Raw genomic sequence first — 12206 nt, 5'->3', positions numbered from 1 at the left:
GAACGTGGCCGGGGGCAGGATGCCGCTGAAGGCCGCGAGGCGGATCGGGTTGTTGTCGGGGTCGGTGGCGCGCACGTTGCCCACCACGGGCGTGCCGGCCACCACGCACAGGTCGGGCGGTATCACCAGCTCCGGCCGCCGATTCGGGTTGGCCCGCACCGTAATTTGAATATCTCGGATGACTTCAGAAATCAAGCGGAAGCCAAACCCATTCGTGCGACGGTATTCCTTGACTACTAAAGCAAAATTGTACTCGCCGGCCACCAACGGAACATTCCACACCACTTGCCCGGTTATCGGGTCGATTCGGAAAATAGTTTGCGCTGTAGGATCCCCTACCGGCGGCCCCGTGAAGGGAACTTGCAGGCCATTGTTACCGGGGATGGTTGGGGAGTTAGGCAATACGAAGTTAGGAACCGATGTAGGAGCCGGCGTGCAGTTCTGCACGGCAGTTGCCGTACCGGCTTGTTGGCTGTTGACCAATGCGTACGCTAGCGAGTCGCCATCCGCATCATACGCGGCAGGATTGTGCTGAAACACCTGCCCAATCACTGCATTGTCGATGGCCGGACGACGCAGCACAGGCGAACGGTTTTGCAGCAAGGCAGGGTCGATGGTAACTGTAGTAGAAATGTAGAACGACTGGTTCACAGAGTTCGACATGTTCCTGATTCCCGCGTTCCGGTTCTCGCCAATGAAGCTAACTACGTAGGGCCGACCGGCTGGACTCGGAGCTCCATAAGTGTGCTCAAACTCGTAAGTATAGCGTCGTACATCGGGCTGCAGGAGCACGTTGGTCGATTGAGGCACATTTAAGTCACAGGTACCGTCACCGAAGAAAATGGCAGCAGTCGGCTGAGGCGGCACACCACTGGCTGGGTCTCGGCAATAGAGTGTTAACCGGAAAAAGACCCGTCTTGGATTGAAGTTGGCGGTGGTATCAATCTTTGATTGAATATCACCAGCCCGGATGTGGGTTGCCTGAGTTGGGAATGCCAAAGTCAGCAACCCCACCAATAGCAACAGCAGTGCCCCAAGCCGAGCTAAGCGGAAGAGTAAGGAACGCAACATAGAAGCGGGAAATGAGGAAGGGAAAAGCCAGGGGCTGAACCAAGAGCGAAACGCTAGGACTAATCTAACAAAAATCAGACCTATAGGTTGGTAAGAAGATCAGCATACTTGGCCTATCTAACGGAGTAGCCCGCATATTGATTCATACAAGCTAACGAGTGAACCAGGAAGTTTATTTCAATTGTTTCCTAGTAGGTTGCCATGTACCTTTGGCAGCTACAAATGACCTTAACAAACCCCTTTAGCAGCTTTTATGAGTTGGATTAACAACACGGTTGCCAGTAGCATTGGTCGCAAAGTAATCATGTCCGTGACCGGGCTTTTTCTTTGCTCGTTTCTGGTCGTGCATCTGATTGGCAACTTGCAACTTTTCAAAGGTGATGGTGGCTTGGCTTTCAACACCTACTCGCACTTCATGAGTACCAACCCGTTGATTCGGGTAGCAGAAATCATCCTGGTAGCTGGTTTTGGCTTTCATATTTACGAGTCTATCATGCTGACGCGCCGCAACCAAGCGGCCCGCGGTGGTCAGAAGTACGTGGTCGACAACATCGGCCAGAACAGCGACTGGAAGTCGCGCAACATGGGACTCCTTGGCTCTGTTATCTTGGTGTTCCTAATTGTGCATCTCTATAACTTCTACTACCGCTTCCACTACGAGCCTCTGCCGTTCGATTCGCAGAACAACAAGAACCTGTACGGTGTGGTAATGACCTCGTTTCAGACCTGGTGGTATGTATTGCTCTATGTGCTGGCTCAAATAGCGCTCTGCTACCACCTGCTTCACGGCTTCGCCAGCGGATTTCAGACGCTTGGTTTAAACCACCGCAAGTACACGCCTGTTATCAAGATAGTCGGCTACGCTTTTTCCATCATTGTTTGTGCTGGATTCGCGGCCATGCCGCTGTACTTCTTCATTTTTAAGTCCTAATCTGCTTAGCTGATGTTTCAGGATTCCAAAATTCCCGAAGGCCCCTTGGCCGAAAAGTGGGAGAAGCATAAGTTCAATGTTAAGCTCGTTAACCCGGCTAACAAGCGTAAGTACGACATCATTGTGGTAGGTACGGGCTTGGCAGGAGGCGCTGCGGCAGCTTCCTTGGCAGAGCTAGGCTACAACGTGAAGGCTTTCACTTATCACGATTCGCCCCGCCGTGCGCACTCTATTGCCGCGCAGGGTGGCATCAATGCCGCCAAAAACTACCAGAACGACGGGGACTCGGTGTTCCGTCTGTTCTATGATACTGTTAAAGGTGGTGACTACCGCGCCCGCGAAGCCAACGTGTATCGGTTGGCCCAGGTGTCTGTCAACATCATCGACCAGTGCGTAGCCCAAGGGGTACCCTTCGCTCGTGAGTACGGCGGCTTGCTGGCCAACCGTTCGTTCGGGGGCGCCCAGGTAAGCCGTACGTTCTATGCCCGCGGCCAAACCGGACAGCAATTGTTGCTAGGCGCCTACTCGGCTCTTTCGCGCCAGATTGCCTACGGCAAGGTGAAAATGTACACCCGCTCCGAAATGCTGGATCTGGTGGTGGTAGACGGGCAGGCGCGCGGCATTATCACGCGCAACCTGATTACCGGCGAAATCGAGCAGCACGCGGCACACGCCGTGGTACTGGCTACCGGTGGCTACGGCAACGTGTTCTACCTGAGCACCAACGCCAAGTATTGCAACGCTACGGCCGCTTGGCGCGCCCACAAGAAAGGTGCCTATTTCGCCAACCCTTGCTTTACCCAGATTCACCCTACCTGCATTCCCGTATCGGGCGACTACCAGTCGAAACTGACGCTGATGTCGGAGTCGCTGCGTAATGACGGCCGCGTGTGGGTACCGAAGACGGTGGAAATAGCGGAGCGCCTGCGCAAAGGCGAAATCACGGTGAACGATATAACCGAAGAAGACCGCGACTACTTCCTGGAGCGGAAGTACCCTGCCTTCGGTAACCTGGTACCCCGCGACGTGGCCTCGCGCAACGCCAAGCAAATGTGCGACGAAGGCCGCGGTGTAGGCTCGTCGGGTCTGGCCGTGTACCTCGACTTTGCCGACATCATTAAGCGCACCGGCGCCAACTCGGTGAGCCAGAAGTATGGCAACCTCTTCGCTATGTACGAGAAAATCACTGGCGAAGACCCGTACAAGCAGCCTATGCGCATTTACCCGGCGGTGCACTACACCATGGGTGGCCTATGGGTTGACTACAATCTGCAAACCACCGTGCCGGGCCTCTACGCCACCGGGGAATGCAACTTCTCCGACCACGGCGCTAACCGCCTTGGTGCCTCGGCCCTAATGCAGGGCTTGGCTGATGGCTACTTCGTGATTCCGTACACCATTGGTGACCAGTTGGCCCAAACGCCTCCTACCCCGGTTACCACGCAGCACCCGGCCTTTGCCGAGGCGGAAGCGCAGGTACGGGCCCGCGTCAACAAGCTAATGAGCATTAATGGCACCCGCAGCCCCGGTGAATTCCACAAGGCCCTCGGCCACATCATGTGGGAGTACTGCGGCATGGCCCGCAGTGCCGAAGGCTTGCAGCACGCCAAGCAGGAAATTCAGAAGCTGCGTCGGGAGTTCTGGAGCGACCTGAAGTTAGCCGGTACCGACCAGGAGCTCAACCAGATGCTGGAAAGTGCCGGCCGCGTAGCCGACTTCTTGGAGTTGGGCGAACTAATGGTAGACGATGCGCTGCACCGCAACGAAAGCTGCGGCGGCCACTTCCGCGAAGAATATCAGACGCCAGAGGGCGAAGCCCTCCGCGACGACGAGAATTTCGCCTACGTAGCCGCTTGGCAGTACACTGGCGATAATCAGCCTGAAATCTTGAACAAGGAGGAGTTGACTTTCGAAAACGTGAAGCTCACGCAGCGCAGCTACAAGTAGTAGATCTTTTGCCAGCCAAGGTAGCTGAAAACTTAGGTATAGTTTTCAGCTACCTTGGCTGCTAGTTCTGCACTTAATTGCTACCCCAATTGTTTTCTACATAAATAATATTGCGGGGACCAGGGCCTAGAGCTGATGCTATACTATGCCACGCCAGACTCTACGTTCCCCAGACCCTAAGACCCTCTACCCTAATGGCCGGAAGTAACCCCAACGCCAAACCAATGAACCTCACGCTGAGAGTGTGGCGCCAGAAAAATCGCAACACGACCGGCAAAATCGTGGATTATCAAGTACGCGACATCTCTCCCGAAATGTCGTTTCTGGAAATGCTCGACGTGCTGAATGAGGACTTGCTCCGCAAAGGCGATGAGCCCGTAGCATTCGACCACGACTGCCGCGAAGGCATTTGTGGCTCGTGCAACCTCTTCATCAATGGTCGGGCGCACGGCCCCGAGGCAGGCACTACTACCTGCCAGCTGCACATGCGCAAGTTTAGCGATGGTGACACTATTACCATCGAGCCTTGGCGGTCACAGTCTTTCCCGATCAACAAAGACCTGAGCGTAGACCGTTCTGCTTTCGACCGGATCATTCAAGCCGGTGGTTATGTAAGCGTGAATACCGGTGGCGCTCCTGACGGCAACGAAATTCCGATTCCGAAGGAAATTGCTGACCGGGCCTTTGAGGCAGCTACCTGCATTGCGTGCGGTGCCTGCGTAGCTTCTTGCAAGAACTCCTCGGCTATGCTCTTTGTGAGTGCTAAAGTCAGCCAGCTGGCTTTGCTGCCACAAGGCCATGTAGAGCGCAAAACCCGCGTGGAAAACATGGTAGCTCAAATGGACAAGGAAGGCTTCGGCGCTTGCAGCAACATAGGCTCTTGCGCCGCCGAGTGCCCCGTAGGCATCTCCTTGGAAAACATTGCTATTCTCAACCGCGAGTTCTTGTCAGCTAAAGCCACGTCCAATAACCTAGCGTAGGTAATGCTAGTTGTTGTTTAGTTAACTTTTTGGAAAGCGAAACGGCCTGCCGTTTCGCTTTTTTATTTGCGCTTTCAACCAGTTCAACTAGTAGCTTACAAAGCTGCTTCACTGTTCAGGTTGAGCGCTCTACCTTTAACTGCTCATTAACTTTTCCTTTTCATGATAACAGTTATTGCTGGTACCAATCGGGCCAATTCGCGGGCACGTCGTATTGCCGACTTGTATATAAGCTTACTCCGCAGCCATAATGCAGAATGCCAACTCCTGGATTTGGCCTTGCTGCCTGCTGACGTAAGCGTTTCGGCCCTCTATGATAATTCTGGTCACCACGATGGCTTCAATGATTTAGCCGAGTTAGCAAGCAAAGCCGACAAGCTAGTCTTAGTAGTACCCGAGTACAACTGCTCGTACCCAGGGGTGTTGAAAACCTTTATTGATGGCCTGCCCTATCCAGGGGGAATCCGTGGCAAGAAAGCAGCTTTGATTGGCCTGTCATCAGGGGGACAAGGAGGCCTGCTGGCTCTAAGCCACCTCACCGACGTACTCATGTACCTGGGCACGGCCGTGTTACCGGCGCGCGTACGCCTCCCATTTATCGACAAATACTTGAATGAGGAAGGCATACTGGATCATCCTCTCTACCAGCAATTGCTACAAGAGCAAGTAGAACAACTGCTAGCTTTTTGAAAAAACTTTTTTTGAATACTTCTATAAGCTGAACTAGCCCATAAGACAGCTCTGCTTGAACCTTTTAGGGATATTACTGGCTATATTCGTGTAGGCTGCTGTTGCTCTGTTGTCCGTGACTCGTTTTCTGGCTTTTCTCTAACCGTGCTGGTGCTGCTTCAGCCTTTTGGTCGGGAATTGGTCGTGCTGGACTATCAGCCACACAAGGAGCGTATCACGGCTTTGCGTAAACAAGGAAAATCTAGCCCTGCATAGTAACGATAAGCATCATGTAGCGAAGCAGTTACGTAAAAGCTCCACTTCAGATAGTGAGGCTCCCGCTTCTGGATTCGTTAAATTGAAATACGAGGTAATACTGCCTTCTGCGTATCAATTGTCCACCCCAAAGTTAGGCTGGTTTAATTCGTTACATTTTGCGCTTGTCGCCACAGTGTATTATACTTCAACGCCTTCGCAGAGCGTTTTTCATCCTCTAACTTTTCGGACTTAGCTGGCACCGTCTTACTTGTTTTAACAGACTGAGACGTAAGCCACCGCAGCTTGTCCACTGGTTTTATTGGTGCCAGTGAAGATAACTCTTACCCAAAAAATCTTGAAGATGAAATTCTTGAAGTACACCATTTTCTGTCTTTCTTTTCTGGCATCCTCTGTTGCTTTCACAGCTTGCAAAGACGATACAGACATGCCTACCCCTACCGATATGGTAGGGAATTTAAATATAGAGTTCGAGAACGTAGTAGGCGATAGTCCTTTGGAGTTGAACCGGCGGGCACCTTACTTTACCCCCTCTGGCGACGACTTCACGGTTTCGATTTTCCGTTACTATATCTCCAACATCAAGCTGAAGCGTGCCGACGGCACTGAATTCGTACAACCGGAAAGCTATTATCTAGTTGATCAGGAACGCGACCAATCGCGCAAATTCACTATTCCCAACGTACCAGCCGGCGACTACACTCAGTTGACGTTCATCCTTGGCGTAGATGCTGCGCGCAACACAGCAGGCGCTCAAACAGGAGCCCTGGCCGTCAGTGATATGTTCTGGTCCTGGGATTCTGGCTATATCTTCACCAAGCTAGAAGGCCGCTCTAGTAAGTCGCCAAATCAGGCACTGGCTTTTCACATCGCAGGCTTTCAGCCCCCCCACAATACCATTCGGAATGTATCGCCAGCCATGAATAACAAGATTATTCAGGTGCGGCAGACCCGAACTCCAAAGATTCGTCTAAGGGCGGATGTTCTGAGAATGTTCACTGGTACAACCACTATCCTTTTTAAAGACGTGTACAATGTAATGGGGGGTGAGAGTGCGGCCAAGATAGCCGATAACCAAGAAGGCGGCATGTTCACCGTCAACCAAATCGACAGCAACTAGCCTGTTAAGGTTACTAGCCGTGAAATTCGCTTTTTCGCCTCTGGCCACTTGGCTTTTACCAGGCTTGATCGGGTTGGTAGTAAGCTGCCAACCCGATGCCGACGTGTTGCCAGGCAAGGTAGTGCCAGGCACTGAAGTGCCGAGCAACTTCCCGGCGCCGGTGTATGGTGTGGAGAAAAACCCGCCCACTCGGGTTGCTTTCGAGTTAGGCCGTGCTCTGTTTTATGATTCCCGGCTTTCGCGCACGGGAGAAGTATCCTGTGGTAGTTGCCATCAGCAATTTGTAGCTTTTGCCAATGCGGGGCACCGTTTGAGCTCGGGGGTTGACAACCAGCTAGGCACTCGCAATGCCCCCGCCCTGCAGAACCTACGCTGGAAGTCTACTTTCTTTTGGGATGGAGGCCCCAAAAACATTGAAACGATGCCCCTCGCTCCCATCACCAACCCCTTGGAGATGGACGAGACAGTAGACAATGTACTCCGCAAGCTTAATGCGGATGCCCACTACCAGCGTCGCTTCTCGCAGGTTTTCGGCGGCACCGGCCCCATCGATTCCTACCAATTTCTGCGGGCGCTAGCGCAGTTCACCGCCTCACTTACTTCCAGCAACTCCCGCTACGACCACTACGCCCGCCACGAAGCTGGCGGCACCCTCACCGAAGCAGAGTTGCGCGGCTTGGCCGTGCTGCGCCAGAAATGCAGCAGCTGCCACGCCGGCGAGCTATTTACCGACGAGTCGTTTCGCAACAACGGGCTGGACCGGAGCTTTCCACTAGATTCAGGCCGGGCGCACATCACCCGCAGCAGCCTCGATGCCGGCCGCTTCAAGGTGCCTAGTCTGCGCAATGTAGCGCTGACGGCGCCCTACATGCACGACGGTCGCTTTAACACTCTAACCGAAGTGCTCGACCATTACGACCACGGCGTGGTGGAGTCAGCTACGCTCGACGCGCAGTTGCGTCAGCCCAACCGTGCACTCGGTATTCCTCTTTCAGTTGAGGAACGTCAAGAATTGCTGGCTTTTCTGGCTACGCTTTCCGACGAGCAGTTTTTGCATGATCCACAGCTAGCCAAGCAATAGTCCTGGTTGCAACAACAACCTACCTTAAGTTAAGTGCCTTATGCTTATACCAACAGTGAAGTACCTCAACCATGAAACTATTTATTTAGCTTAGCGCTCCTTTATTTATACTCGATGCGCTACGTTCTACTCCTATTCATCCTGTTCTTCAACGCGCAGCTGGCGCAAAGCCAGGTTTTTGAACCCGGTTATTTAGTTTTAAGCAATGGGGACACGCTCCGGGGCGAAGTAGAAAACGCTTTCTGGGCAGACCCACCAACTACCGTTCGCTTCCGTTCGACCAGTACCAGTCGTCTCACTACATATTCTACTCGTCAGCTTCGCAGTATGTATCTGGCTACCGGCCGGCTACTCCGGCAGGAATGGCTACCTGTTGACCGGACAGCAACGACCACCGTAACTAATCTACCCACCGCTCCCATTTCCAATCAGCAATCCGACTCGATTTTTGCCGATGTATTGGTTATTGGGCCTGCTACGCTGCTAGGTGTAACGCTTACCAACGTCAACCATTTTTTTGTCCGCCGTGAAGGCCAGCCCTACATGGAAATGACTGAGCGCAACTATTTAGTTAAGCAGGATGGCACTATGCGCGTTGCCGATGGCAATGATTACAAAAGTCAGTTGCTGCGCTATTTCGGCGACTGTGAAGCTGCCACTAAAGTCAGCGCCAAGGCTCCCTTCACGGCTGACGGTATGAAGGCCGTTGTGCAAGCGTACAACCAGCAGTGTTCGGCGGCTCGACTAAATGGCCAAGAAATTATCACTGACCGCCGTCGGGGCAAAGTAGCAGTACGAATTGGGGTTGTGGGTGGACTCCGCTTCAACTCGCTAGTTCTGGACGGCAAGGAGAGTATCTCACCCACACTTGGCGGCCTCAATGCCGATGGCCAGGGCCACGCATTAGGCGGTGCTTACATTGATATTGTTAACCCGGGCCGGCGACTGGCCTTGCATACAGCCGTACTTGCCTCGCGCTTTGGTCGTTCCAAGCCCATGCCTTTTGGGCAGCGCTTCAGCTCCAATACCGGCAGTTTTGAATGGTACGGCACTCTGGTAAATCTACAACTCGGATTGCGGGGCTTTGTGCCGATAGGTGCGCGTTATAAGTTGATGGTCGGAGGCGGCTACGAAATCAATAGCTACCACAACCAGTTCTCCGCGCTACAATTCGGCAATCAACAGTATCCTTTCTTAGGGGGTCTAACCGGTTCCCTCTTGCCTTATCTAGAAACTGGTCTCAGTCGTGACCGATTAACCTTACTTGTTTCCGGCCGGCTGTATGCAGAGCAAGGCTTCTTCTACGACGGCATCATCTACAGCATTCGGCCCTGGAGTATCAGCACAGCGCTCAGCTTCCGCCTGAATTCCAATCCTGATAAACAAACACGCCAGTAAGATCTGCTGCATATGGGCAGGCGAAACGCAGAACCTGGCACGAAGTGCAAAGCAATAGGAACGGATTAATAAATCGGCGGCTTCTGTGGCGGCAAACCAGTATCTTAGGGTAGCGGTTTATCTGCTTTTCCCGTATGCTCTTGGTTGCCACCACTCGTCGATATCTTTGGTTACTACCAGCCCTATTGCTGCTAACTGCTGTTAGCTGTGATAAAAAAGATCCTGAGCCACCAGTAGATCCGCCCGTCACGCCGGCAACGCCTTATAACCTGACGCTGCCTACGCAACTGCCGCAAGGCGTTGTGATACCCACCAATAATCCCCTGACGGTGGAAGGCGTGGATTTGGGCCGCAAGCTGTTCTACGAGGTTCGCCTCTCCCGCGACAACACCATGTCGTGCGGCAGCTGCCACCAGCAAAGCAAAGCGTTTACCGACGGCCGGGTGCGGGCCATTGGTGTCGATGGTATTGCACACCAGCGCAACACCATGTCGTTAGTGAATCTGCTCTGGGAGCCTAAGTTAAATTGGGATGGCTCAGCTAACAGTTTCGAAACGCAGGCCCGCACTCCTATTGAAAACCCTATTGAGCTGCACCAGAGCTTGGCCGATGGTGTACGCAAGCTGCAGCAGACCACGCTGTATCCGCCGCTGTTTGCCAGCGCGTTTAACTCAGCCACTATTACCGAAGAAAACGTGCTGAAGGCGCTGGCGCAGTTCGAGCGAACCTTAATTTCTTCGAATACGCGCTACGAAAAGTCGTTGCTGCCCGGTGGCGCCCGATTAACGGCTGACGAGCGGGCCGGTCGGGTGCTGTTCTTTAACCATCCGGGCGAAGGCGGCAACATCCTGGCCCGCGGTGGCTCTTGCGACCATTGTCACAACGGCAACAACTTTCTGTTTACCTCTACCAACTTCACCGCGCCCGGCGGCTTAACACAGTACTTCAACAATGGTCTGCCCGTCTCCACCGACCTTGGCCGTTTTAATGTTACGGGCGTGGCAGCCGACCGGGGTAAATTCCGCGTGCCCACGCTACGCAACATTGCTCTCACTGCACCTTACATGCACGACGGCCGTTTTCAGACCTTGGAGGAAGTAGTGGATCATTACAATGAGCATATTGATACCAACAGTGCCGATCCAATTCTACTGCTTTCCAACACGCCCGGCGGCACCAAGCTCGATCTTACTGCTACCGAGAAGCGGCAGCTCGTTGCATTCCTGAAGACACTTACTGATTCCACTTTCATCCAAGATGCGCGCTTCTCGAATCCCTTTTGAGTAAGCAGATTGTTGGGCTTGATTTCAGGTCAATCTAAAACGAGGTACCTTGCCCGCTAGCTAATATCCTCGTTTTGTTTCTATGCCGCCTGCAGTCGCCCAAACCTCCGCTGCCACTTCTTATCTACCTGCATTCACTGGCATTCGGGCCGTGGCGGCTTATATGGTGTTCCTGCACCACTTCAATCCTTTCCAGGCCGAGGGTTCGCATCCGCTATTTCACTACCTGCTGCTGGAATTCCATATTGGGGTACCCATCTTTTTCGTGCTCAGCGGCTTCCTGATTACGCTACGCTATGCCGAAAGTATCCGTTGGACAAGTCAGTGGTGGAAGCAGTATCTGCGCAACCGGTTTGCCCGCATCTACCCGATGTATTTTCTGCTGACGTGCCTCAGTTTCGCATGGTCTTATCACACCGAGGATACGTTCGATCTGGTGACCTGGACAACTAATATTCTCTTGTTGCGGGGCTTCTTCGAGGCTATCATCTACTCGGGCATAGCACCGGGCTGGACGCTCACCGTGGAGGAATGCTTCTACTTGCTGGCACCCGTAATCTTCTGGCTGATAGCGCATCACCGGATTCGACTCTGGCTTATGCCTTTTGGCTTGTTGGCAATCGGCGGCGCTTTGGTTTTGCTGTTGAGCCCACTTGAATATTATGGATTGTTTGCCAACTTCAAGTTTATGCTCCTCTTCACGTTTTTTGGGCGCTGCGTCGAGTTTTTTGCTGGTATTCAACTGGCTCTTTGGTACCGGCGAGGCCGACTCCGCGGATATGCCATTCCGGGTTTGCTCACCAGTCTTGGCTGCCTGTTAATCGGTGTCGTTTTGGTCGGATTGGTTTGGATTCGCGGACCGTATGCTTATGGGCAAGAGCACCCTTTTGGGGTCATGTTCAACAATGTGGCTTTACCAGGCGGCATCACCATCCTCTTTGCTGGTTTACTTACCGAGCGCACTTGGCTGCGACGGCTGCTCTCCAGCGCGCTCTTGCAGGTATTGGGGAAAAGCTCGTATATCTTCTACTTGATTCACTTTGGCGTTGTCGCGCAGTTTTTGCAGGGCTATATTCCATTCGAAAACAAGTGGCTAAGCTTGCTCTCTGTGTTTCTACTCTTGAATCTGTTAGCTGTAGCCTTGCACTACCTCGTAGAGCAGCCACTCAACAACCTGATTCGCCAGCAGCCAACAGCTTTTCGGCAGCGCTTATCCTCAGCTCAGGTCTCATGAAGCCTTCCCTTGTGTTGCTGTTACTAGCCTGCGCTTCAAGTCAACTGACTTCATGCTCTACTATTTCCTCCACCCGTCAACTCAGCCCTGACCGAGAGCCCGACTTACCTAAACGCTTATCTGCTTCTGATTCAGCAGGACTACCGACAGATTCACTGAAGAAGCCCTAGCTGATTAACCGTTGCGCATAATCAACAAGAAGGCCGCTGAGATTCC

9 protein-coding genes and 1 pseudogene are annotated in these 12206 nt (G+C 53.0%); 9 read left to right on the top strand and 1 reads right to left on the bottom strand.

What is annotated here, in order from left to right; genetic code table 11:
• Positions 1-1071, bottom strand: a pseudogene (locus tag VF639_RS00525) (hypothetical protein); the annotation flags it as partial.
• Positions 1072-1324: 253 nt separating this feature from the next.
• On the opposite strand from VF639_RS00525, the gene VF639_RS00520 reads away from it, so the two are divergent.
• From VF639_RS00520 to VF639_RS00480, 9 genes are all read left to right on the top strand, one after another.
• Positions 1325-2002 (top strand): succinate dehydrogenase cytochrome b subunit, encoded by a 678-nt coding sequence (locus VF639_RS00520; RefSeq protein WP_331143940.1) that lies wholly within the window; start codon positions 1325-1327, stop codon positions 2000-2002.
• Positions 2003-2014: 12 nt separating this feature from the next.
• Complete coding sequence (locus tag VF639_RS00515; protein WP_331143939.1) at positions 2015-3949, top strand: fumarate reductase/succinate dehydrogenase flavoprotein subunit; 1935 nt, start codon at positions 2015-2017, stop codon at positions 3947-3949.
• 224 nt (positions 3950-4173) lie between these two features.
• Positions 4174-4929, top strand: a complete 756-nt coding sequence (locus tag VF639_RS00510; protein WP_331143942.1) for a succinate dehydrogenase/fumarate reductase iron-sulfur subunit — start codon at positions 4174-4176, stop codon at positions 4927-4929.
• A 162-nt stretch (positions 4930-5091) separates the two neighbouring features.
• Positions 5092-5619, top strand: coding sequence for an NADPH-dependent FMN reductase (locus VF639_RS00505; RefSeq protein WP_331143938.1), 528 nt, complete (start codon positions 5092-5094; stop codon positions 5617-5619).
• 598 nt (positions 5620-6217) lie between these two features.
• Positions 6218-6994 carry an MbnP family protein gene (locus VF639_RS00500; RefSeq protein ID WP_331143941.1) on the top strand — a complete coding sequence of 259 codons (777 nt, stop codon included), beginning with the start codon at positions 6218-6220 and terminating at the stop codon, positions 6992-6994.
• A 19-nt stretch (positions 6995-7013) separates the two neighbouring features.
• A complete protein-coding gene (locus VF639_RS00495) occupies positions 7014-8075 on the top strand; it encodes a cytochrome-c peroxidase (RefSeq protein WP_331143937.1) in 1062 nt (353 codons plus the stop codon).
• Between the two features lie 114 nt (positions 8076-8189).
• Positions 8190-9473, top strand: a complete 1284-nt coding sequence (locus VF639_RS00490) for a hypothetical protein (RefSeq protein WP_331143936.1) — start codon at positions 8190-8192, stop codon at positions 9471-9473.
• Between the two features lie 134 nt (positions 9474-9607).
• Positions 9608-10756: a cytochrome-c peroxidase gene (locus VF639_RS00485; protein ID WP_331143935.1), complete on the top strand. Its 1149-nt coding sequence runs from the start codon at positions 9608-9610 to the stop codon at positions 10754-10756.
• Positions 10757-10838: 82 nt separating this feature from the next.
• Positions 10839-11990 (top strand): acyltransferase family protein, encoded by a 1152-nt coding sequence (locus VF639_RS00480; RefSeq protein WP_331143934.1) that lies wholly within the window; start codon positions 10839-10841, stop codon positions 11988-11990.
• The last annotated feature ends 216 nt before the right edge of the window (positions 11991-12206 follow it).

The sequence above is a fragment of the Hymenobacter sp. genome, from assembly GCF_036387835.1.
Classification (GTDB): Bacteria; Bacteroidota; Bacteroidia; order Cytophagales; family Hymenobacteraceae; genus Hymenobacter.
This window is presented reverse-complemented; position numbering and strand designations above follow the sequence as displayed.

Coding starts and splice junctions, on each gene's coding strand:
- VF639_RS00500 (WP_331143941.1), top strand. CDS start 6,218: ATGAAATTCTTGAAGTACACCATTTTCTGTCTTTCTTTTCTGGCATCC.
- VF639_RS00520 (WP_331143940.1), top strand. CDS start 1,325: ATGAGTTGGATTAACAACACGGTTGCCAGTAGCATTGGTCGCAAAGTA.
- VF639_RS00515 (WP_331143939.1), top strand. CDS start 2,015: ATGTTTCAGGATTCCAAAATTCCCGAAGGCCCCTTGGCCGAAAAGTGG.
- VF639_RS00480 (WP_331143934.1), top strand. CDS start 10,839: ATGCCGCCTGCAGTCGCCCAAACCTCCGCTGCCACTTCTTATCTACCT.
- VF639_RS00505 (WP_331143938.1), top strand. CDS start 5,092: ATGATAACAGTTATTGCTGGTACCAATCGGGCCAATTCGCGGGCACGT.
- VF639_RS00485 (WP_331143935.1), top strand. CDS start 9,608: ATGCTCTTGGTTGCCACCACTCGTCGATATCTTTGGTTACTACCAGCC.
- VF639_RS00490 (WP_331143936.1), top strand. CDS start 8,190: ATGCGCTACGTTCTACTCCTATTCATCCTGTTCTTCAACGCGCAGCTG.
- VF639_RS00510 (WP_331143942.1), top strand. CDS start 4,174: ATGAACCTCACGCTGAGAGTGTGGCGCCAGAAAAATCGCAACACGACC.